The following is a 22,902-nucleotide window of genomic DNA, read 5'->3' on the forward strand; positions in this document are numbered from 1 at the left end:
GTCACCGAATAACAAATTATCATCAACGAGTAGAGCGGCAATCGGTCACAAGCGACGACGCCACAACAAGGGCATCTTATGAACACGACTTTTAGCCGCGCCAGCAACGGCGGCACGGTTGGCATCAACCCCGCTCACGTTAAGTCGGTAAGCCAAGATGGGAATACCGTTCTCATCCGCTTTTCGAAAGCGCATTCCATTGGGGTCGAGGGCGAGCTGCTGGCAGTGACCGATCAGTTGAACGCAGCGCAGCGCTGACGGTTTACGCCCCGAACTCCGGCGCTTCCTCATCAGGATAGAACGCTTGGGGATCGTAGACTAATCGCTGAGCCAGTCGCATTTGACGGGGAAACTGGGGCTCCGGAACATCGGTCACTGGGTCGAGCAGGGTTGGTAACTCACTGCCGATCAGGAGCCTACCGCTTGGTGTTCAGCGTTCCAGCGCTCGTCATCCGGTACGCATCGCGGGTCTGTTGAGCACCGTCTGCCGTGATCCCGTCGAACTTGCGCCAAGCTGCAGCGGTATTGCATACCCGCGTGGCCATGAAGGAGCCTGTCGCGTTCATCGACCGGCAAATCTTTTTCTCTTTCTCAGGCTCCTCAGAGCTTTTAGCGGGTTGGTTCGGGTTTTGAGCTCCCACCGCGACTGGGCTGGTAATTAATGCAACAGCGATCAAGAACTTCATCGTGCGTCTCCATGCTGGTCCAACTAGGGGCGACGCTCGTCCGGATATCTTCAGTGAGGCACGCCGGTTGTCGTCATCCGATACACATCTCGGGTTTGTTGTGCCCCTTCGGCGGTGATGCCATCGAATTTTTGCCAGGCCGCTGCGGTATTGCATACCCGCGTGGCCATGATGGAACCTGTCGGCGTCAGTGACCGGCAGATTTTCCTCTCTTTCACCGGCTTTTCTGCAGGCTTTGCACTGGGGTCAGGGGTTTGCGCGCCCACGGCAACGGGACTCAGCATCAGAGCAATTGCGACCAAGAACTTCAAAGTACGCCTCCCAATCTTTGCCGGAGGGTATGCGAAATTATCTAGTGCGCAAGAGTGTCATGATGGCTGACGCTATTTTCCGCCCAAATGCGACTAGCGGGGACCGCCAAACTCCTGGCCTCCATCGTCATGATAGAACGCTTCAGACCTGACGACGCCGCCCCTTAGACGAGGTATCAGCCCAGCGGATAGACTGGCCCGGATGGGCCTCGGCCGTGGTGAGGCTCGCCGCGATGATCTCCGCCCACTCGCATGCGAGCCCTCGCCGCCGGGCATGTACGCCGCACGGTTATAGGCACCCTCGACCTTATCCTTCGGGACGTGCGCGAGCATGAGATCGATAATCGCCCGATCAGGCGACGCCCCCTTGTGCCCGGCCTCGCGCTATTGGCGATCGGCGCGCTCATTCATGACGGTCGAGAACGCGGCGCGGAAGCCGTGCGGGACGTGGCGCGGGTGATAACCCCGCCCGCTTGAGAAAAGCGTTCAGGGCGCTCTCTGACATCGTCGATGCGCGTGACGTTCGCCAAGGAACACGATCGGCAGGTCGCCGGATAGCCGCCGAACCACGCGGAGCAGGTCGACTGCCTCGGGGGCGAGCGGGACAAGGTGATCACCAGCCTTGCCCGCCTTGCGATCCTCGTCGCCCTTCATGCGCGCCGCGCCGATCCGCCATAGCGCCGCCGGCGAGGGCGCGTCGGGTTTGCCCCTGTCGATCCCCTCGATCCCGTCAATGATCGACGGCTGCTTCGTAGCGCGGGGTTTCTTCTTCAAAGCTTTGCCAAGGCTCGCTGCCCGATCCGTGTCGCAGAGGCCCGCGGCGATCCCATAGACGAAGATCGATGATACGCGCTGGCGCAGCCGGTCAGCGGTCTCGATCGCGCCGCGTTCCTCGACCTTGTTGAGCACGTCGAGCAGCTTCGGCGCGACGACGAGCCGGATTGGCAGGTCACCGATCAGGGGAAAGATGTCGTTCTCAAGGCTTTCGATCACGTCCGCCGCGTGGACGGTTGACCAGTTCGGCTTCCGCAGCGTGTGCCAGCGCCGGGCGACAATCTCGAATGTGTTGCCGTCGGCGATCGCGCGAGCCTTCGCGGTCATCTTGCGCTCGACCGGCGGGTCGAAACCTTCGGCGAGCGTAATCTTGGCCTCGTCCCGCTTACGGCGCGCATCGCGCAGCGTCAGCGCCGGGTACGATCCGAGCGACAATGTCTTCTGAGGCATCCGGCCGCCGGGCTTCGTCGGCTCGCCATACGCATAATTCATCCGCCAATGGCGGCCGCCGGCAGGCGTGACATAAAGATAGAGCTGTCCAGAATCGCCCAGCTTGTAGGCTTTCTCCTTGGCCTTCGCGGCCTAGACCTTGGCATCGTTCAGTATGGTCTCGCCCCATACCATACGTTTTGAAGTTCATACCATGCGATGTGCCATGACAGTGCATGAACGCTAGCGCACAGGCGCGCACAGCCCGTGCCGCTCGAACGCGCTAAAACCGCACGAAATCAGGCCCGGCGGCCGGGAAAGACCGGGAAAGACAAGGGTGGTGGCGGAGCGGGAGTCCGCCGATTGTATAAATCCATCCCACTGATTTATAACAGGATTTTTCAGACGTATAAGTATCGATACCCCCTCCGATACCCCCAATGCACCGCTTCATGGCCGTACTCCGGCGGGAGCGCGATCAGTAAGCCAAGCCTCCACTTCGGCAGCAACCCACCCAACGCAATTTGCGCTCAGCCGCTTCGCAGCGGGAAACTCGAGTGATTGCATTTTGCGGTAAATGGTAGCGCGACTCAGCCCCGTGCGCTGTTTGACGGCGGGCAGCCGAAGGATGACCGTCGCAGGCAGCGGAGCGGCCAAGCCGGCGAATGATGTTGAAGGCTGCAGTTCGGTATAAAAACTGCTAGATGCACTTTTAGCCATTGGGTTTCCTCTCGGGTTTTCCGTGGTGAGGGCTGACAGGCGTGTTTCGACCACCCTGTCAGCCCGGTTCATTGATCAGTTAAGCTGAACCAAGCTCGGTTCACAATTTCCTTGATATCAAGGCATATATAGCTAGCTCGCCCTTCAACATCTTCGCCCGACGGATCGTCCTCTAATATGAACTCGATCGATCCGTTCGCGTTTGCACTTACAAACCACTTTGGTACATCGTGCAAAAAGATGTCTCGACTCATAAGATCTGCGTAAGCAGTTAGCAGCCGAGCGACATCAATACTGAACCATTCCATCATCTTTACGTGTCGTGGCCCTGGAGTACCTTCTTTTTCTTCATGATCATCATCACGCGTTAGCGCCGAACCGATGCTCATTATGTCCGGAACCTCTTCACCTCTTGCGGCAAGCTCCTTTCCCACGAGTAGATTCTTGCAACACATAAAATCAAGCGGGGTGAAATCGGGGTAAAGGCGACCTAACTCCACGGCATGCCACAGTCTTGATGAAAGATTACGTAGTCCCGTCGTATTCATGCCGTAACGACTTAGTTCGGCGAGAATTGCAGCGATGTGGACAGCCTCATATCCGAAGCGACGATGGTTGCCGCGTCCGTGCTTCTGGTCACCTAATGCGAAAATAAGCCCCTCTTTAAGCCAGTAGGCGATCGTATCGCCAGGTAGGCCAATCGCAACGCTGAGTTGCTGACGCGTCATCTGAAGAGCGTAGTGATTGTCTGGCAGCACCATACCATCCTATTGGAGGACAATTTCCAACAAAGAAAGGTTTTTTCTTTTTATTTTGCTGCCATTTCGGCTCGGCCGACAATGATCCCACACAAGTAGGGCGTTCGCTGCCTTGCCCTGGATAATGGCAGAGGCAGCGCCGTCGCGAATGGCCGAGACTGGGCGTTTTTCCCGATCCCGCTTTCTAGCGAGTGATCGAATTTCGGGAGTGTCCGAAATGGGAAGGAAAACGGACCGACTGCTTTCGGGAAGGCGGGTGGCGATAGCCGACATTGGGCAGCGGCCGCCTTTCCCGAAAAGGATCGGGAAACGAGAATGGATGAGCCTTCTCTTAACCCCCAATTCGGCGGGTTTGGGAAAGCAGGAGCCTCTGGTCAGCGCACCTTGCAGGCAGGTGAGCCGCTCGCTTCATTGGCTTCCGCCCGGATCGCGACCACCGGGTCAGACACCTTTGCAAAATCAGGTGCTTCCACCCGAAGGTGTTCGACACCGCTTCCCCATTGTTGACGCCACCACGTGCTGCCGGACCGCACATCTACTCCGGGGAGCTTGTTTGCGGCGTAGCGAAGCAGTTCGTCAGGCGGGATCAGGTCCCGATCATCAGCAAGTGCGTGAGACAAGTCCTTCGCCAGATCGACGTTCGAGACTTTCGCGCTGTCTGCCGCGCGGCGGTTCAGATCGTCCACAAGATTCTGCTTGGCTGCTTGCCACTCCTCTGCCGTGAAGCCCGCTGTGGTGAGGTTGCATGTGATCCGGCGCAAACTCGCGACAGCGGGTTTCCAGCGGTCATCCGCAAAGTTGTCCCAAAGCATGATCTGCCGCTGACCTTGCTCGCCATTCTCTATGAACATTCCGACCTTCCCGGGCGGGCTGTCCGGCTGAAGCGCTGTGAGACGGATGGTGGCAGGGCAGGCGTCGGCAGAACGACCGTCATCAACGCCGTCCGACGCCCCTGCGGAAGCGCGGAAAAGCTGATCGGCTGAATGCGACCGCGATCGAACATCGGGAAGGGTGCGCGGCGGGCATCTGGTCGCTCAGGTTTCCAGTCCCCGAAACGCTTCTCGATGAGAGTCCTCATCTCATTCGGCTTCACATTGCCGACGATGACGATCATCATGTTCACGGGGCGGTACAGCCGCTGATACAAGCCGCGGATGGTGTCGATGCTCGCGACCGGCACATCATCCGAGTTCTGCGCGTTGATAATATCGTTCGGCGAGCCGGGCGCGATGGCGGCGATGTAGCTGGCGTAAATGTCGTTGCCGAGCCTCTTTTCGGCCATTTCCCGCATAACTTCGCCGCGTGAAGTATCGATCGCATCCGCGCGAAGGGTCATCCCTGTGGCGGCATCCCGGAACAGGCTCAGCAACACGTCGATATCGCTCGGAGCTGTTGTCCTGGTTAAGAGATAGTAGTTGGTCTCTCGCCATGACGTGGACCCCGCATTCGGTGCCGGCAACGTCAGCGGAAGGCCGATACGCTTCAGATGATCGTAATCGTCCGGCGCGGCGACGGTCGGGCTGTGAAACGCAACATGCTCNGCATTCGGTGCCGGCAACGTCAGCGGAAGGCCGATACGCTTCAGATGATCGTAATCGTCCGGCGCGGCGACGGTCGGGCTGTGAAACGCAACATGCTCGATCAGATGTGCCAGCCCCCGTTCACCGGGCCGACGTTCGGCGATAAAGCCGCCCTCGTTACGCATGAGCAGCGCAACGCCAGGTTCCTGGCCTTGCCTAGGCAGGATCGCAAACCGCACGCCGTTCGCAAGACGTCCGATAAGCGGAGTGCGCCAATCGGAAGACCGGCCAACCGCGGGTTTCGCACTGTTACTATCGGTAGCTCGCACCCTATCCTGGGCCAAGCCGGAAGACGAGAAGGCGAATAAGGGAGCAAGGATCGAGATTATTGCCGCTTTGCCGCTATTTCGCATGAACGCTCCTCGACCCCACCGATCGCCGCCTGATGCGATCACTAATAGGCAGGTCGTAGATGGACATCATTTTGAGGCAGAATGGTGGCTGCCGCTTTGTGTCGGGAGTCTGATCGGCATTGCCATCAAGGAACGGCCAGCGAGACGCCCGGAGCATTCTCGTGATATCGTAAGCGGGGAAACGGTCGAAGCCGGTCTTGAAGTGCCAACCGTGCTCTACAAGCCGCTCAGAGTCCGTGAGCATTCTGGACTTATCGCGTTCGTGATGTGGACCTGCTGCACCGTGTACACCCCCCGTCCATGCGGCAGATACCGGATCGTGCGCTGTTTACCCTTATCCTCGACCAGTAGTGCATAAGGCACCAACGCGTTGTCCGGCTGGCCTTCCGTTCGGGCGAGTATCTGCATGCCATCGCGCAACCCTGCCGCATATGCCGGCAACAGCGGATCCACGCCGGTCGCGACGTTGCGGGCGTTGGCAGTAGCGTCCGCGTCGAAGCCTCGCGAGAAGGACGGGCGTTGTTCAGTAACGATTGTGGCACATGGTCCGAACGTATCGGCCGGCAGCAGGATCGGCTCGCCTTTCGCGAGGTATCGGGTCGCATCGGCAGCGATGGTCATTCCCTTCTGACGGACTAGCGACTTGAACAGGGAGGTCGCCTGCTCCCCCGAAGACCGTGCCGCAGCGATCTGCGCATGCAACACCGCATCCAGGTTCACCGAACCTTGGCTCGCTGACCGCAACCGCGCGTTCCATATTGCCGCCAGCATCGCACCGCGCTGATAGGGTAGCTTCTGCGCCGCCTCGTTGCCCCAGAAGGCTGCCGTTGCCTGCACGCCTGGCATGGAGCGGACGGGAGAAACGGCATAGGCAGCCAGCATCTCATTCCAGATTGTCGCAAACTCCTCAGGCGATATCAGGCCGGCGCGCACCATCAGGGCGCGAGCATAGTAATCGGTAAAGCCCTCGCTGAGCCAATAATCCGCCGGCCGTGCTTCCCGACGCTCAGCCATGGCCCCGAGTTGGCCCGGATTCCAGGTATGGAAATATTCGTGGGCAAGAAGCCATTTCATGCTCGCCAAGGGCGTTCGCTGATCGACCCACAGCGCAAATGCATCCCCACGTCCGGTGCCGCGGAAACCCATCGCCGTCGGGCTGCCGACAATCGGAGCTGCGGTTACGAGAAAAGGAGCACCGCGATCCGAGTTCCAGAAGGCACGCTCGATGGCGATCACGCGGCGCGCAAGGCTGTTCAATTCCTCCCGGGTAAACGCGTAGGTGCCGACGGCTGCCACCCTTACTCCTGATCCGTCTCGCGCCGGAAAGGTGCGAAGATTACGCCCGCCGATCACGACGCTTTCCAGTGCATCGGCCACGGTGCCGGCGCGGCCGGCCTTACGACCACGCCCGGCAAGGTGTTCGAGGTCTGATGCGAAGCCGATTCCCGGTGTGCTAGACCAATCGAACGTAGCTGGCGCGTTCTCGCGATCGTCGGGATAGCCGAACAGCGCATTGCCGACCGCATAGAACCACGTCGGCCGGATGACCGGTCTTGGCTGGTCACTGTCGTCGACGGTTGGATCGTGATCGTAGGCGGATGCGATGTGGTAGAAGACGGTTAGCGGCTCACCCGGCGCAGACTTGATGCGCCAATGACCATCCCCGTTCTTCTCGACCGCCGTTGCTCCCGCCACCTTGAGGTCGCGCGCCCACTGCCAGAGCTTTCGCTCTCCCGCCCAGCCCTTACCCCATCCAAAGTTCGTCGTGCCTGAAGGATCGGCATGGAAGCGGATCTGAATCTTCAGGCCGGTCAGCGCACCGCCGGACAGATCAGGCGCAAGCGTAAACTGCACAGATTGGGTGACGGGATCGGGCGGGGCGGCAGCACCCAGAAAGACCAGAGCGAGGCTCAGCAAACGCAAGCGCATTCGGCTATCCTAGCGACTGATGTGCGCTCGGCAACATGTTGCTCCTTCGCAAAAACAAACGGCCAGCGAGACGAACGGGGCTTTCCCGTTGGGATCAATTTCGGGAATGCTGTCCGGCCACTTTTGCTCACCCCCAGCGGTTGGTGCATGTAGTAGATAGTACGGATAGCGGCGATGCGTCGATATTGACGCCCTCGATCTTTCGGCCAAGATCGCTCAGTGAAAACGCTTATCCAGTTTTGTGTTACCGTTTTGGCGGTGGTCGGCGGTGCTGCACCAACGTGCGCAGCGGATGTTGCCGGTATATGGGCGCTCCGTGCACAGGGCTCGACGCTAATGCTTCTTGAAGTGTCGCTCAGCCGCAAGGGCTGGACCGGATCGTGGACTCAGCCAAGCAGCTACGACACCAACGGTGAATATTTCAACGACATCAAAGCTAACACTACTACTCGGCGCTCTCGCGAGGCGCATAAATTTGAAAATGGCGTCGAGCTTGTTTTCGATAATCCTTGGCCTGGGGGAGCACCGGATCATATCACGATTCATGCGGACGGCGCGAGTCACGCCAGCATGCAGTGGGCAGCCTTCAATTCAACTCGATATGAACTGACGCGGGTAGCGTCACCGATTAAGTTAGGTCCGTGGCAGACTGATCGAGGGTATATCCCTGACACCATTCGATCGACCAGCGACGCTATGACCGCCATCTTTAATGCCGACCAAGCTGATCGCCTCGATCCGGCGCACATCGACTGGAAAGTCGTTCTCCCTGCGGATCGCGCTCGGCGGGAGCAGACGCAAAAACTGCTTGATAGTGATCGATTGTCGAGCGGCGACGACTTTTATCATGCTGCGTTTGTTTTTCAGCATGGCGAGAAGCCCGACGATTTTATGAGGGCACACGCACTGGCGATGGTCGCTATTGCACGCGGACGCTCAGACGCGACGTGGATCGGAGCGGCAACCCTCGACCGTTACCTTCAGTACAGTGGCCGACCGCAGATATACGGCACGCAGTTCACTCGGCCGACTACCACATTCACACAGGAGCCGTACCAACGCGGCTTGTTGTCTGATGCCGTCCGTAAGGCCAGCAACGTTCCACCCTTAGCCGCCCAAGAAAATCAGCGCGCGGCATGGGATCGACGTATACCGCGCGAATAGACGCCATATTCATTGCCGGTCGTCTCGAAGCCCCAGACATATCATTCTTGAAACCATACCGAATTGGGAAAGGTTCTCATGGCCGGCCACCATCGGATACATGTCTTGGTATGAAGGCATATCCTGCAAACCGCCTAACCCTTCGCCTCCTAACGTCGATCTTGTCGATTGTCGGATTCTTCGCCTGTTCGGTCGCGTTATCTGCTGAAAACATCCCGCCCCCCGCCACAGGTCGCGTGGTGGCAATCACCTTCGATGACCTTCCCTACGCAAGCGAAGGGTCGGACATATCGACCAAGGCCGCGATCGATGCGCAGCACCGCATCGTTCACACGTTACGACAAGCCCATGTGCCAGCAACCGGCTTCGCCAACGAGGATAAGGTGGTGGCGCTGGGACCTGTCGGACGACGGCTGCTTACCGAATGGAACAAGGGGCTGCTTGCGCTCGGTAATCACGGTTACAGCCACTTCGACAGCAACGATCTCAACATTGAAACTATCGAGCAGGAGGTCGTGAGGGGAGAAACTACCATCCGCCCAATGGCCGCGTCGGTCGGTCGCGCGATCCCGTTCTTCCGCTTCCCTTACAATCATATCGGCGACACCGAATCCAAACGTGCCGCGATTGAGAAATTCCTTGCCGATCACGGATACACATTGGCCGCGTCAACCATCGACACGTCCGATTATCTCTTCAACAACGGCTATGAACGTGCTTTCGCCAAGCGCGACAAAGCCATGATGCGGCGGATCAAGCACGCCTATCTCGATCATAGCCGTATTCAGATCGCCTATTATGGCGAACTGGTCCGGAAAGTTATTGGACGTGAAGTTCCGGCGATCATGCTCCTGCACGCCAACAGGCTCAACTCCGCGACGATAGGGCAGCTTCTCGCCTTGTTCCGTTCAGCCGGCTACGGTTTCGTATCGCTGACTGAGGCGCAACGCGATCCGGCCTATTCCACGCCCGTCGCTGCGACGAAGTTCGGCCCTATGTGGGCGTATCGATGGGCGCGGACACGGCATGTGAAGGTCGATGGGCGACTAGAGCAGGAGCCGTCCAACTGGATCGGAGCATATGCCAGCGGGACCCCGTAACTCCGTCACCGCAACCCTGTTCGCCGCCAGCCAAAGCGGGTGTCAAAGCACGCCGAGGTTTTGTAGCCATTGTCTAACCTGTCCCGGCCATTCCTTGGTGATCGGATCGGCGGTTGGACGCATTCCGAAGGCGTGACCGCCTTTGGCGTAGAGGCGCATATCAACTGGAACACCAGCGTCGGTTAACGCAAGCGCATAGGCCATTCCTTGACGGACGTTATCCGTCGGATCGTTCATGGCGTGGATAATAAGCGTCGGTGGGGCCTTTGGGCTGATCTTCACCCAAGGTTGCAGCTCAAGGCTGTTCTTCCCTTTGCTGTTGTCGAGCATCCGTGCCGTATAGGCCACGATCGCAAAGTCCGGCTGTGGCGATTGTTGATCGGCCGCATCGGCTAACGGGTAAGTGCGCTCGTCCGTATTGCTCATATTTGCCACGAGATATGCGCCCGCAGAGAAGCCGATCACGCCGATCTTGTGCGGGTCAATTTTGTAGGTTGTGGCCCGCTGCCGCAACAACCCCATAGCGCGCTGGGCGTCTTCCAGCCCCAACACCACCTTCGGTCGCTGCTGCTTTCCGTTCTCTTCCGGCCACACCTGCGGTGTCCGATATTTCAGCATGACGCAGGTTATGCCCTGTTGCAGAACCCAGTCGCAAATTTCGGTGCCTTCGAGGTCGGTCGCAACTGCGTAGAACCCCCCGCCCGGGAGCACCATCATCGTGGAGCCGGTGTCTCGCCCTTTGGGCTTGTAGATGGTCATGGTCGGTCGGGTGACATAGCTTGCCCAATGCCACATTTTCCCGCCGACAAGCGGTGAACCGTTGCCGGTAGCTTCGGGATGATCGCCCGTGTCGGGCTTCGCCAAAGTGACGTTCGTAGGCCAGAGCGGCACTTGCATACCGCCTGGGGCTGGTTGCCACACCCCCTCGCGTTCTACCTTCGGAACCTCAATCTTGGCTGGGGAACTGCCGGCCTTGTTGGCTTGGGCATAAGCTGCCCCGGCAATGCTGATCGCAAGGACAGAAGGCACAACGAATCGGAACCGCGACAAACCGTATCTCGTGTTGTGAGGGCACCGGCCATGTTCAAGGATCGGCGTGAGTCCGGAAACGATTAGCAGACGGCACGAGAGACGCAATCTACACCTTCTCGCAAAGAAAGGACGACCGAGACTGCGTGGGTGTTCTCACAATCGATCGAGAAATGGGAATAGGCTTCCGCCGCTTTTTGGCGCGGGGCCGTTGGGGTAGCTGATCGTTTACTAACCGCATGTAGAATCGACGCATGAACGATCGGCCTACCGCCCAAGATGGGTTTTTCTCGCGTCATCCACGCTTGACGATGAACATTGTTGCCTTGTCCATCTTGATTGGCAGCATCGCTTGGATCACGGGGGCGCTGAGTTCAGGAGAAGGAGCGCATGGGGTGACGGTAGGCGACTCTCCGACCATTTTCTGGCTCCAGATCCTAGCGGTGAGTGCCATTGCCCTTTTCGCTATCGTCCTATCTATCCGGGTAGCAGCCAAGACGTTCCGCCGGGGCAGGAAGAAGCCGCAGTTTTGAAGTCCGCAACCCGGCTACCCGCCCGCGCGGGCGGCAAGGCGATAGATACTTTCGATCTGCCTTTCTTGTAACGATCGAAAAATGGGAAAGCGGCGGGTGTCTCCGCAAGTGCCCCTTCTTGCATCAGGGGGTCGGCACGGGACAGCGATATGCTGCCTTGTAGCTCTGCCCCCAGCAATGGAGGAAGCCATCGAGAACGCGAATGTTCATCGGCCAGCGAACCGCTCTTGGTTTGCCGTCCGGGCCGACCGCGTCCTTTAGTTCGGCCGGGCGGGGCAGAGCTGCGAGTTTCGCACGAGCAGCTTCCAGCTTCCGGCGATCTCCTCGAAGGAAAGCGATGCTTCCGTCCACGTAGAGGTTCCATCCCCACTTCGCATCGTCTGCTGCGGGATGCCTTCCCGCTTGGAAAAGCCTGATAGCGTCAGCATACTGGCCAACGTCGGCCCGTAGCTGACCCTCATGCCATGAGAGGAGGGTATCGGCAGGTCCCATGCTTCCATGCGCCTCCCGCCAGACCCGGATCAGATTGGCAGCTTCCTTGGCACAGTCTTTTGCTTCCAGCGTCCGCCATCCCCCATTCATATCCTGATCGAACTCGGGAAGATCGAGCGCCATCATGGCAGATCGATCATATTGGCACTGGGTCGTGCCATCGGCGGGAGCCAGTACGGCAAGAGCGAGCGCTGCTACGATCATCGCATATCCTTGTTTATTGCAGGTCCGCCTAGGGACGCCCAACATGTTGCTGGACGGTCAACCTCATTTACAAGTCAAATGAATGAGATGCCGGGGCTTGTCGTACGTGATTGACGTGCAACCGCGAAGTACGTCGGCACCCACATAGACGATGTATGCTGCCCGAGATGGCTTGCGCTTCCCGTTGACGACAATGTCGTCGGTCATCTCAGACGGATCGGGTTTCTCGTCTCGTATGGAGTTGGCGCTGCCGAAATCAGCGGTGCGCACCAACAGCCGATCAATGCTGACCGGCCCTAAATCCAGCGTTCGGCTCAATCGCATCACGCGAGCCGGACGTTCGACGCCGTGCGAGATCATAACTTGCTGCGGCGTACCACTAAGGGCTCCGTCGAGTTCCGCACTGATGGCGGCTCCGGCAGCAGCGCTGGCAACGGTGGTGGCAAACTGAGGCGCGAACGCGAACTTGATCGACTTACCCCCGATCATCTTGAACGTTGCAGCGACCCACCAAGTGTCGGGCAGCAGAGGAATTGAGCTTGTACGTTCCGCCCCGCTCGCCTCCCGCAAACGATATCGCACGACAGGTGCTGGCAGCGCATAGGGTCCCGCCAGCCCGTCCGCAAAATCATACGCATCTGCCTGCGACCATTTTGTGGCCACTTTGCTTGTATTGGAGCCGACGGTCAGATCAGCGTTCTGCGTGTAGCCTTTGACCAAAATTGGACCGACCTTGTTATCCGGATTCCGAGATACAGATATCAACTGGAAGCGCCGCGCTGCCTTTGCTCGTTCTTGCTCTGCATTGGGACCAAACAGGCCCAAGGCGACGGAGCGTCTCAGCGACAGCACTGACGGCATTCCAGAGCCAGAAAAGGTGTCTACGGTTTGGCCGTTTACCGAAACCTCCAACTTCCCATTTGGCGGTACGTCGATCACATGACCCGCCTCGCTTGCCATGACGATAGGCGCAAGCGTGCCTACCGCGATCGGGGCAAGAACCGCCCATTTTCTTCTCATAGTAAGCGATGCGCCTCTACTTTTTAGCGATGGGTCCTGTGGCCACGTGCTCGGAACTCTTCATCGGCGGATTCTATGGCCGCTTTTAGGCGGTCATCCGCTAGCTCACGAATAGGAACGGCGATCGAGACAGCCGGAGCATTCCCAGAGAAATCGAGATTTGAGAATCCGGCCTGTAGTTGCGATGACTACGCACGCCAGTTTATCCAGACGCAATGAAGACCGACCTGTCATTGGGCAATCGGCCCGATCTCGCCACTGAACGCCTATCCCTTCGGCCTCCTAACGATCGCGACGTAGACGCCATTGTTGGCGTGGTCGGGAATTGGGAAGTCGCACGCCGCTTGGCGCGTGTCCCGCATCCTTATGGTCCGGCCGATGCCCGCTTTTTCCTAGATCATGTCATTCCTGCCGAGTGGGTATGGGCTGTCACTCTGCTAGGGTCCGACACACTTCTGGGCGTGATCGGCCTGACGCCGGAAGAGGGCGCTGATGCCGCTGAGTTGGGTTATTGGCTGTCCCCTGCCCATTGGGGGAGTGGCATAACGACCGAAGCCGCAAGGGCCGTCGTTGCCTTTGGCTTCGAACGTCTCGGCCTTCCCGTCATCACATCTGGTTACTTTGAGGACAATCCTCCATCGGGCCGGGTGCTTCGCAAGCTCGGCTTCGTGGAAACCGGGCACGTCATGCGACCTTGCCTCGCGGTAGGTGACGAGGTGCCTTCAATAAGAATGGAACTGGCGCACCCCGACGCGAGGATAATTACGGGGGAAGGCTGCTGATGCAGCCTTCCTGATTGGGAACGGCCAGCGAGACGGCCGGGGCTTTCTCATTGGATGGGTAACCGGGAATCACTGCTTGGCAGCGGTCGCCGCATCCGGTGATAGGATGCTGTCATGATCGTTGTCGTCGAAGGTATCAGCGCGAGCGGTAAAAGCACCTGGTGCGCCCGGCATGGCGGCTCGCATGTCGTTCAAGAGAACGGAAGGATTGCCGGAGCGCCCGATCGTGACGCTGATCCAACAGGCGCAGCTGCATTTTGGGCGGAGCGCAACATCGACCGATGGCAGGCGGCCTTGGCCGTGGAGCGTGCGACCGGCCATGCCCTGTGCGACACCGACCCTCTCAAGCTGCATTATGTCTGGTGCCTATGGCGGGTCGGTGAGGCGTCCGAACGTGACTGGTCGCTCGAACTCGCCGCAACCCGCCAAACGATCGCCGATGGCTCGATCGGCTTCGCTGACCGCTATCTCGTCGCAGATACCGATGTGGAGACGGCACGGCGACAGGCGATGACCGACGCAACCCGGCGCAGGCGCAATTTCGATCTCCATGCGCGGCTGCGTCCCGCTCTACTTGAATGGTACACGGTGCTCGACGCGGTGCTGCCCGGCCGCGTCCAGTTCGGTCTGCCGGCGAATCTACCTGTCGGGAAGGCGGCCGGGCAACGCCATGACCTTGCAGCCTTCGATGCGATGATCGCGCGCCTGCCACAGTCAAAATGATCCCGCTGCCGTATGTTGAGGCGGCTTGCCCGATTGGGAACGGCTGGCGGGAACCTCGCCGCCTTGATCGCGCTGACGGACGCCTGCAGGTTTAGCTTTCCCAAAATCTGTTCTCAATTGCTCTTTCTCGAAATGGCCAATCGGAGACGGAGAAACGGGAAAGATCGCGCTTAATGAATGGCCGCTATCGGGCACCCGGATCGCCAGCCTGAACGTCCGACCCTGGGCGTAAGCGGAATGTCCAGGATGGAGAGGAAGCCGAAGGGCGCTATCACTCCCAATTGCTATCGTCAGCGGCGATAGTGAGGAACTGTCGCGAGCGCGATAGGAGCAAAGGCGCGAGTTCGCCTTCTTGTGCGGCGTTGCGTAATCCGAACCCATCCGCAGGTAGGCCGTCTGCCCAACGCACGGCCGCTTTCTGCCATCGGTTTCCGATGTCGCGAAGGGCTTGGCGCGGATGGCGCTCACCTGAGCACACGGTGTAGTCGGTCGGGCAATCCCCCGAAACAGCCCACCAGCCAATCGATCCGGGGAGTTCGACACTTTCTACAGCCCATACGGAAATTACTGGCGCGACGTGCCATGCGGGCCAGTCCCCGACATTAGGCGACTCGAAGCCTTCGCTGGATAGGTAGGCCAAAACCTGCTGGCGCTGCGTGCCGCACCAGTGCTCACCTGCCTCGTCCTTAAAATTGTCGTTCATGCGTGCATGCTATCTTGCATGTTGTGTGTCAGCAACGTCGGGAACGTCCGGTGTCGGCGGAAGCGGAATGTCCGGAATGGAGAGGTCAGCAACCTGCGACCGTCCTCAATCCAAGAACGCTCGTACCTTAAAGAAGGCATCTGGCGCGTCCTTCCAAAAGCCGGACGGCTTGCTTGGAAACCTTTCTCTCATATCGGCTAGAACCGGTGCCGCGTCCGGCTCAATCAAGCGCGCGAGCAATCGTTCCATGGGAACCCCTCCTCGTCCAGCGCCACAAAGCACACTTTCAGCATCCCGACCGATCCAGCACTCATCCGCCTCGGACAGGTCAACCGAAAGCGCTTGTTCGAACCACGCTCCAATGAACGCTTCGATCGCAAGCTGCTCATCTGCTGCCCATGAGCGCCAAGCCGCAAGCGAAAGCTTGCCTAGCACAATCTCAGCATCGTTGGCGTTCGAGGGTTCAGAGACAGACACTTCCAAAATTCGCGGTAGAAGATACCGAAAATCATTCTTGCCGCCGACCGTCAGGAAAGCTCCAGATACATAACGCCAAAGATCCTGCCCGGTGATCTGCCGCAGCGGCACTGTGAGCAACACGTCTGTCCGGCGGGTATCGATGCAGCACGGGCAGCCTTCGATCAACGAAGGTGGCCGCATCTCGAACGTGCGATATATCGCCTCCAGCGCCTCGGTAAGGCTATCCGCTAGTTTCTCAGGGCGCTCGGCATGCATGGCAGCATTACTGGCGGGCAACTACTATCATTGCAACGCAGCTTAAATGCGCGATGTCAGCAATTGGGCGGAAGCGGAATGTCCGGAATGGGAAGGAAAGCGGACGGGCGGCTATCGGGGCCGCACCCCGGTAAGCATGTCATCGAATGCGCCCACCAAATGCATCAGATTTTTGCATCGGCGGATACCAAGCTTTCCTGCTGCTCTCTGGCCAATGCAAAATCCGTGAGTTTCGCATCAAGACGTGACAGCTCACGGTGCCGACAACCCCAGCTTCGACCATAGACCTCACAGTTTCGCGTCAACCGGAGCCATAGTTGGCGCTACTGGTGGGCGCTTTGCAGGCAACGAGATACCCAACGAGGTAGCACACCACCGAATTGCCTTCTGATGAATATTGGAAAATCCACCTCGTTCGCGACTGATTTTGCACACAGTCTGAGCGTCGGGGGAAAAGTAGACGACGACTTCATGGCCATTAGCCGCGTGTCGAGCCTTGAAGGGCAATATCGCACCGGGCCGTGAACCGACTGGATCTTGTAGGTTCCACGATGTTAAACCTTCTGCTTCAACCAACTGAGCTGCAAAATTCTCTGATGAAATATCGGCTGGTTTTTCGATCTGCTCGGCTACCATTTTATCGGGATTAGGCAGGGCCGTATTAAAGGTGGCTATAACGTGCAGCTTCTCGGCAGCGACGGTCAGCATCAGAAAAGCTATTAGCATTTTGCATCTCCCGAACTAGGCGCGCGGAATCTGTCGTAATTGGGTGTTCGCGGCAATCGCGTGTTTGCCAGACTTGCATGGGAAGTGCCGAATTGCGCGACTACGCACCTACGCGGGAGAGGCGTCCGTATGCGAAGTTGATCCGGATGCGCTTTCGATCTCCCGACAGCCTCGTGTAGGCTTCTTGGAAAATCACGTCGGCGCCGGACGGGTTGCACCACGTTATGATGACGGCTGGGCTGCGTAACTCGCGCAGCCAAGTGTTCAAGCGCGCGATCTCCTCCGCCGAGAGCGACTTACGCCAGAACCTAAACGACACCACCTCGTTACTGCGATCCCGCCAACGATATAGCACCTCAAGGTTCTCAACCCCACACCTGACAACGAGGTGCTGCTCTCCCACAGTCGGTTCGAGCGCCTCGAAAGAGCTGGGAGGCGGCGGGGGGGGAGGGAACGCAGTAGCTTGAGCGACAAGTGCCGCAGAAACTCCTACGATTAGCTCTTGGAGAAACATCATTGGCACATTCTACCCTCCCGCTGGGCGACTGTGATGACAGAGGACCAGTATGTCAGCAAATGCGCGGCTCCCGATCAATCGATAGCCCCACCGGATTGATGCAAAGTCTTTTGATTTTTGCATCAGCGAGAAGGCGATGAACGGATGTCCGCTTTCGAGACTGCGACCCGCCGATCGGAACGGCCAGGTGTGGGCGAAGGCACCCTGCCCCCTTCCTCCGGCCAGACCCAGTTCCAGACGTTCACACCCCTTCCTTCGCCTCCGAACTTCGGACGCTGGTTCATCTTTGCGAATAACCGATCTTCAAGCCCGGCTATCCGCCCGCGAATGTCGTGATGGGGAAAAAGAGCGGAACGGCGGCTTCGGGGAGCCTAAGTAGCAGACATGGTACTGGGCGAGCGCCCCCTCAAGAGGAGCGTTGGTTACCGCATCCTCGTGGTCCGCTCCGATCCTGGGCGGGCAATAGCATACATCTCCCAAGCGATGTCGGCAGTCAGCGCATCACTATCGCTGCCTTTTGCATAAAGGTCGAAGTGCCCGCGGCCGGGTACGAAGGTGAAACTGGACCGGGCACCTAATCGGTCGAGCACGGCCTTCAGGCGGCGCGCGGGTGCATCTAGGTAGAAGGTGTCAGAACCGCCAACTACAACGTGGATCTTACCGTCCAGATCGTTTCGCAGCGTTGTCCAGTCGCGTGCTAGCCGATCGGAGATGTCGTAGTTCGAGCGCCAGTACTCTGTCACTGTTGAGTCAATCACTCCGGTTGCGCGATCAAAAAGCGGCATCGGACGCCCATCTTGCCCGCGTGGCGAGAACACCCACTCAAATGACGCAAATTGCCCGCCATAACTACCGAGAACGGTCTCCAATTGAGCGAATTGCGCGTTCGTGGCGATGACCTTACCTCCCTCCCGGAAGGCCGCCACTTCAGCGCCGTCCCGTCGGTAGAAATTGGCGCTTGGAGCGTAGAGATCCACGTTGGCGAAGTCGTGGAAGTCGCTTGGATCAGGCGAAGTGGCCCATACACCACCAAAGGTGGCCGGATAGCGCGTCTGCAGCCATAATCCGGCCCAACCTCCAGACGAGTGGCCCGTCAGGAATCGCGATCCTGATCGGGCATCCATCCGGAACTGCCCTTCAAGCCACGGCAGGAACTCGGCCGTCAGCGCCGTTCCCCAAGGACCGTTGTTTACGGAATCGGCAAACTCGTGCGTTCCGGTCGCGCTGCTTTCGTCAAGCACTACCCAGATCATCGGGGGCAGCTTACCCGATGCCATGCCAATCTGCGCGAAAGCGGCGTCGGCGCTGGCACTCACCATGGAGCTGCCAAAGCCGCCGATCTTGAATACCGTTGGGTAGGTGACAGCATCGCGGCCATAGCGCGGCGGCAAGGCGACATAACCGCGGACGCTGACTGGCTGACCCCAGAATTTGGTCAAGGCAGGGCTGATGAACTCTACCTTCCGAACTGCCGCAAGGCCGGCACCTAAGCGTTTTCGCAAGTCCGGCGGCAGCTGGGCGAGAAGCTGCTCGGGCGTCTTCTGCGGCAGCTCATCGCTGAGCGTAAGTTGGGGACAAGCGCCGGGCATTTCGGCTTCGATGACTGGCGAGATTAAGTCACCCGCTCCGCGACCGCGATAATTGTAGTTGTGATTACGATCGAGCACCGCCTGAAACCTATAGCGACCGGGAGGCATGGACGTGAACGCCTTTGGGTAAGTGTCAGTCTCCAAGTCCACGCTTGTTTGCTCGCCGGCCTCCAAGCCAGCGACTTCGCGACCGGCGACGTATGCGCGAGTGGGAGCAAAGGCCGAAGTATCAACCTTGGACGTGCTGGTACCGGGGGCGGCGGGTTCGGCGAACACCAGCAATCGTCCGGCATGCGACCCGACCAATGATGGGACTATGTCTATGGGAACCGCGTTGCAGGTCGGGGTCAAGGCTTTCGCCTGCGCGGCCGAAAGCCCGAAGATGGCAGTCGCAACCGTCGCTAATGTCCGTATATTCCTCACGGCACTCTCCATTTACCTGCCCAGTGACTACAGATGCAGTCGACAGGTGAGAAGCTCCCGGTCCGATGTTCGCTTCACGGGATGATGAAGTATAAGGTGAACAGGTATCCGCTTTCAACGGACGAGTATCTTACAAAGGATGTCTGGTTTTGAGCGAGCACGTCCTGCCCTACGGCTTCCGGCCAGACCCAATCGCGAACGTCCTGCCGGTACGTCGGCCTCCCCGAAACTGGACGTCCGTTAAGCAAAGATGAAGACGGCAGAGACACGCCCAAAACCACGACGCTGTAAGCTCGCGTGGCCCGCTTCAAAGCTGCAGTCCCGCGCCTGCTGCCGCCCCCTGCCAAGCCGCAAGCCACGCGGTGGACATCGAAGTCTCGCTCACGACAAAGCGACACGGGCGCAGCGTCGAGTTATCCAGCAACTACGGATAAGCAGACTCTGGACCAATAGAATCGAACACGGGAGCGTCGACGCCATGCTGTTCAGAACGCTGCTCCCGCAGCTTCAATTTGGCTTCGCGAGCCTTTATCTTTTCCGACTGCTTCTCATAGCGCTCCCGTACCAAAAAGAGCCCAGCAACCGACGCCGTGAGAAGGGGCACAATTATTGCGTCCTTCCAGTTCTCTGAGCCGTCGGAGACGATGAGGAGGATGGTCGAGGATAGCCCTAAAATTACGGGCGCTATCGCCTCGTCTGGTCCCGGAGTGAACAGCATGTAGGCAAGCTCAACGCCGGCTGCGTACATCAAGCCGAGCGAAACTAGTTCAAGCGGACGGTGTTGGTGAACCGCGATAAGAACGGGATGACCAATGAAATATGCCAACCCAGAAACCGCTCGGAGCGCGAGAGCGATCACAAGTAGGAAAGCAATTACCATCTGAACGCGGGCCTTGATGTTTTCAGCTCGCTTTTCCCAAACTTTGTAGGGATCGCGACGCAGCCAGCCTGATGGACGTGTTAGCAACTCTACTGCCCGAACGCGCTTTTTTGAAGGCAAATTCACCCCCCACTCCTACCATCTCGCTGCTAATGCATAATATGTTCCTGGTCGACGGTCATCAGCATAACAACGCGCGATCAATGAGACCCATTTGCAGTCATCCGCGAGCCATGTTCGCCTTCCCAGCTTCGGTCGTTCATTCATGCTGACTGCACAAGCCTTTACACGAGGGATCGCGGCTTAGAACCACGTGGCATCCTACTGAGAATTCCGGTCAGACGAGTTCTGCGCGCATCGCTTCGGCCTGCATTCGCTCAAACCCCTTGAGGTCGCCTAACAGTACGACGTCGATCTCGGTCGCATTATGAGCGATGCTCGGAAACATCGTCTTGCCCCACTCTACGCGGTCAAGGAATCGCGTTAGTACGAAGGGCTCAGACATGATCTCCTCAAAATTGCGCGCTGCCGCCGCCTCGGTTCCGTAGATCACCGTGCTCACATCGGTCCACTGACCGGTGGCGGGGATCAAGGCGCGCCCCGTGACGAGATCGCCGCCCATTAGAAAGAGGCGTAGAAACTCGGCCTCGATGATCAGCACGTTAGCGACCTTAGTGGAAAAGCCGTAGCCCTGAGCAGTAACAACGATCGGCAGCAGCCGAAGAGAGTTCGCCTTGGCAAGACTGATCCCGAGATGGTCGGAGATGACGTCGCGCCGGATGTCAAGTGCAGCCGCCTTACGCTTCGCTTGGGCAGCCGCCTTGGTCAGCTTGACGTCGTACCGGTCGCGCTCGTGCGGGTCGGACGGCATCAGGAAAAATTTCACCTCACCGACAAGACAGAGCCCACCGAACGCCACGAGCAGGTCCACCTGCTCGCCAAATACCTTCGATTTCTTGATCTCCGTCGCGGCGCATGTCGCAGCGGTGAATTTCGTGTTTCCAGCAACGGCCTTACACGCCTTGGCTCGGAAAAATTCTTCGTAGCGATCGCCGCGACTGCCTTTGGGATTGCTGTCGTTGATCCCGCCCTTTTCCAGCCATGCCTCGGCGCGACGAGCCGGATTGCTCGTAACCAGCACCGACAGCGGCAGGACAAAGTTGTCGGTTCCAGGTACCGGGACCAGAGGCGCGGCCCAGAGCCCCTTGTTGCCGGCATCCTTGGCAGTGCCGCCGGTCTGGAAGGCGAAAGTCAGGAAGGTGACGATCGCGTCGGCGTCAGCTTCCGAAACCCGCACCGACCGGCGGATCGCATCACAGACTGCGCCGCGCCCGACAACCATGGCAAGCGCACGCGCTTCGCTGGGAGAGAGGGTCGTGGGAAGCGGTGCCCGTTTCACGAGCAGTTTGGCAATGTCATAGATAGCATGCCAAGCCAGCAGAAGATTGGACACCGTTAGCGCCGGCTTACCGTTCATCGTCGATCCGAGAAATTCGATGAGATAGCTACCCTCCAACCCCGCTCGCTCGTAATTGTAAGCCGGCATGTATCGCGATGGATATTGCAGTGCGCTCACCTTGAACACGGTGCCATTGCTACCCGGTATCATGTTCGTGACGCCCCAGCCGCGGGACTGCTTTCGACGCGCAGCCGGCTTAAGCTTCGGCCAGACGGTCCGGTCGATGTTGGGGAAGTTCATTAGATTGGCTTCCTGCCGCGCCTGCCATGCAGCTATCAGGCGAGCCCGCGCCGGATCGCCGGATCGCCAACGCCATTTGCCGTCCGCTGCCTGTTCGCAGAAATCGCCATCGATCCAGGCACCGTTCCAGAGCGTGTTCAACGATTTGCGGAAGCTGTAGCTCTGCGTCGCCCGGATCGCGGTAGGCGCAAGATTGCCGGTTGGAACGATCGTGCCCGTTGAGTGGGCCGCATCAAACAACCAGTTCTCGGTCATATCGATGCCGAGTTCTGCCAAGTCGGCCACGGCGAAGAGCTGACTTCCCGCACCTTGGATACGTTCTGCAGCGATGGCATCGGCCGCAAGCACGTCACGATTGGTCAGTTGCGTGTTCTGCGCGTCCTTCAGCGCGACAGCAGTTCGATACTCCCGGTTAAGCGCAGCGATAGCGAGGATCGTGCCCCATTCAGGGGTGAGGCTCGCGAGCACTGGACCGACCGACGCACCGGCCACAAGTCGACCGGCATGAGCCTCGGTGCCGATCCACTGCGCCGCCGTAAAGAGCCGCTCGTCACATCGGCTGGTGCTGTGCGCATGATAGGCCGCGTCCCAGGCCGCCGCCGAAAAATCGGCGGCGGCTGGAGATTTCAGCTTGGCAACGGCGGTGCCGAAAGCGGTCAATCGGTGTGGCATCATATCCTACGTGATTTGGTGAGTGCTCCTTCACGTAAAATCGAGCGCATCTCAAGGGAGCCGGGCATCCGGCGCCGCGCCAGAACAAGAACTACGTCGACCATGGTGCACCGGCGGGATCCTGAGGGGGGTGCCGAGACGATCCGGCGTTCGGCAATTGACTCCACTCGGCGATCTCAAGCGGCGATCTCTTGGTCCGCGTGACGTGCTCCCCAAAGCTCTACCAATCATAACTGGACTAAAAAAAACAGCGGGGACGTCACCCGTTGGCGCCCCCGCGCCCGTTCGAGCACGGCGGTCATGCCCGAAGGGGGACATGGGAGGGGCGGCCGACGGGTGGATCTCGGCGCTTAACGGCTACGCTTTGGTCG

At 58.9% G+C, this 22,902-nt stretch carries 22 protein-coding genes; 5 read left to right on the top strand and 17 right to left on the bottom strand.

Translation table 11 applies throughout. The annotated features are described in order from the left end of the window. Nucleotides 1-78: 78 nt before the first annotated feature. On the top strand, nt 79-258 hold the full coding sequence (locus ASE79_RS05245; RefSeq protein WP_056412590.1) for a hypothetical protein: 180 nt from the start codon (nt 79-81) through the stop codon (nt 256-258). A 158-nt stretch (nt 259-416) separates the two neighbouring features. Here ASE79_RS05245 and ASE79_RS20735 read toward each other — a convergent pair whose 3' ends face one another. The 8 genes from ASE79_RS20735 to ASE79_RS05275 all read right to left on the bottom strand — a co-directional run bounded on the left by ASE79_RS20735 (nt 417) and on the right by ASE79_RS05275 (nt 7,540). Next, complete coding sequence (locus ASE79_RS20735; protein WP_146168758.1) at nt 417-686, bottom strand: hypothetical protein; 270 nt, start codon at nt 684-686, stop codon at nt 417-419. 50 nt (nt 687-736) lie between these two features. Next, nucleotides 737-997, bottom strand: coding sequence for a hypothetical protein (locus ASE79_RS20175; RefSeq protein ID WP_235516750.1), 261 nt, complete (start codon nt 995-997; stop codon nt 737-739). Between the two features lie 486 nt (nt 998-1,483). Continuing rightward, nucleotides 1,484-2,323, bottom strand: a complete 840-nt coding sequence (locus tag ASE79_RS20180; RefSeq protein WP_235516773.1) for a tyrosine-type recombinase/integrase — start codon at nt 2,321-2,323, stop codon at nt 1,484-1,486. Nucleotides 2,324-2,650: 327 nt separating this feature from the next. After that, nucleotides 2,651-2,992: a helix-turn-helix transcriptional regulator gene (locus ASE79_RS20185; RefSeq protein WP_321163319.1), complete on the bottom strand. Its 342-nt coding sequence runs from the start codon at nt 2,990-2,992 to the stop codon at nt 2,651-2,653. Then, a complete protein-coding gene (locus ASE79_RS20740; protein ID WP_156359520.1) occupies nt 2,989-3,681 on the bottom strand; it encodes a MerR family transcriptional regulator in 693 nt (230 codons plus the stop codon). The genes ASE79_RS20185 and ASE79_RS20740 overlap by 4 nt, the downstream gene beginning before the upstream one ends. 371 nt (nt 3,682-4,052) lie before the next feature. Continuing rightward, nucleotides 4,053-4,529: a hypothetical protein gene (locus ASE79_RS05260; RefSeq protein WP_056412601.1), complete on the bottom strand. Its 477-nt coding sequence runs from the start codon at nt 4,527-4,529 to the stop codon at nt 4,053-4,055. Next, nucleotides 4,520-5,218, bottom strand: a 699-nt coding sequence (locus tag ASE79_RS05265; RefSeq protein WP_235516751.1) for an insulinase family protein, incomplete at its 5' end; no start/stop codon positions are given. The genes ASE79_RS05260 and ASE79_RS05265, both read right to left, overlap by 10 nt. A 609-nt stretch (nt 5,219-5,827) precedes the next feature. Continuing rightward, the gene (locus ASE79_RS05275) at nt 5,828-7,540 is read right to left on the bottom strand and encodes a hypothetical protein (RefSeq protein WP_082445066.1); all 1,713 of its coding nucleotides are present in this window, start codon (nt 7,538-7,540) and stop codon (nt 5,828-5,830) included. A 219-nt stretch (nt 7,541-7,759) separates the two neighbouring features. Between ASE79_RS05275 and ASE79_RS20745 the strand changes: the two genes are divergently transcribed. Beyond that, nucleotides 7,760-8,704: a hypothetical protein gene (locus tag ASE79_RS20745; RefSeq protein ID WP_156359522.1), complete on the top strand. Its 945-nt coding sequence runs from the start codon at nt 7,760-7,762 to the stop codon at nt 8,702-8,704. Nucleotides 8,705-8,865: 161 nt separating this feature from the next. Then, the gene (locus ASE79_RS05285; protein WP_162236995.1) at nt 8,866-9,804 is read left to right on the top strand and encodes a polysaccharide deacetylase family protein; all 939 of its coding nucleotides are present in this window, start codon (nt 8,866-8,868) and stop codon (nt 9,802-9,804) included. A 42-nt stretch (nt 9,805-9,846) separates the two neighbouring features. Here ASE79_RS05285 and ASE79_RS05290 read toward each other — a convergent pair whose 3' ends face one another. The 3 genes from ASE79_RS05290 to ASE79_RS20750 all read right to left on the bottom strand — a co-directional run bounded on the left by ASE79_RS05290 (nt 9,847) and on the right by ASE79_RS20750 (nt 13,001). Next, on the bottom strand, nt 9,847-10,701 hold the full coding sequence (locus ASE79_RS05290) for an alpha/beta hydrolase (protein WP_235516752.1): 855 nt from the start codon (nt 10,699-10,701) through the stop codon (nt 9,847-9,849). A gap of 788 nt (nt 10,702-11,489) precedes the next feature. Then, nucleotides 11,490-12,062: a hypothetical protein gene (locus tag ASE79_RS20190; protein WP_082445068.1), complete on the bottom strand. Its 573-nt coding sequence runs from the start codon at nt 12,060-12,062 to the stop codon at nt 11,490-11,492. A gap of 63 nt (nt 12,063-12,125) precedes the next feature. Then, nucleotides 12,126-13,001 carry a hypothetical protein gene (locus tag ASE79_RS20750; RefSeq protein ID WP_156359523.1) on the bottom strand — a complete coding sequence of 292 codons (876 nt, stop codon included), beginning with the start codon at nt 12,999-13,001 and terminating at the stop codon, nt 12,126-12,128. Nucleotides 13,002-13,297: 296 nt separating this feature from the next. Here ASE79_RS20750 and ASE79_RS05310 point away from each other — a divergent pair, with 296 nt between their 5' ends. Beyond that, nucleotides 13,298-13,864, top strand: a complete 567-nt coding sequence (locus ASE79_RS05310; RefSeq protein WP_056412627.1) for a GNAT family N-acetyltransferase — start codon at nt 13,298-13,300, stop codon at nt 13,862-13,864. A gap of 114 nt (nt 13,865-13,978) precedes the next feature. Beyond that, the gene (locus ASE79_RS05315) at nt 13,979-14,587 is read left to right on the top strand and encodes a hypothetical protein (protein ID WP_056412630.1); all 609 of its coding nucleotides are present in this window, start codon (nt 13,979-13,981) and stop codon (nt 14,585-14,587) included. A gap of 271 nt (nt 14,588-14,858) precedes the next feature. Here the strand turns inward: ASE79_RS05315 and ASE79_RS20195 are convergent, their stop codons facing one another. The 6 genes from ASE79_RS20195 to ASE79_RS05340 all read right to left on the bottom strand — a co-directional run bounded on the left by ASE79_RS20195 (nt 14,859) and on the right by ASE79_RS05340 (nt 22,519). Further along, nucleotides 14,859-15,290, bottom strand: coding sequence for a DUF4826 family protein (locus tag ASE79_RS20195; RefSeq protein ID WP_082445069.1), 432 nt, complete (start codon nt 15,288-15,290; stop codon nt 14,859-14,861). Nucleotides 15,291-15,395: 105 nt separating this feature from the next. Further along, a complete protein-coding gene (locus tag ASE79_RS05320; protein ID WP_056412633.1) occupies nt 15,396-16,025 on the bottom strand; it encodes a hypothetical protein in 630 nt (209 codons plus the stop codon). 288 nt (nt 16,026-16,313) lie between these two features. Beyond that, complete coding sequence (locus tag ASE79_RS20755) at nt 16,314-16,733, bottom strand: hypothetical protein (RefSeq protein WP_156359524.1); 420 nt, start codon at nt 16,731-16,733, stop codon at nt 16,314-16,316. 957 nt (nt 16,734-17,690) lie between these two features. Next, complete coding sequence (locus ASE79_RS05330; RefSeq protein ID WP_162236996.1) at nt 17,691-19,133, bottom strand: alpha/beta hydrolase-fold protein; 1,443 nt, start codon at nt 19,131-19,133, stop codon at nt 17,691-17,693. 571 nt (nt 19,134-19,704) lie between these two features. Next, nucleotides 19,705-20,286, bottom strand: coding sequence for a hypothetical protein (locus tag ASE79_RS05335; RefSeq protein ID WP_156359525.1), 582 nt, complete (start codon nt 20,284-20,286; stop codon nt 19,705-19,707). 211 nt (nt 20,287-20,497) lie between these two features. Next, nucleotides 20,498-22,519, bottom strand: coding sequence for a hypothetical protein (locus tag ASE79_RS05340; protein WP_056412642.1), 2,022 nt, complete (start codon nt 22,517-22,519; stop codon nt 20,498-20,500). Nucleotides 22,520-22,902: the final 383 nt, after the last annotated feature.

Source organism: Sphingomonas sp. Leaf28 (assembly GCF_001421685.1).
GTDB classification, from domain to species: Bacteria; Pseudomonadota; Alphaproteobacteria; order Sphingomonadales; family Sphingomonadaceae; genus Sphingomonas; species Sphingomonas aurantiaca.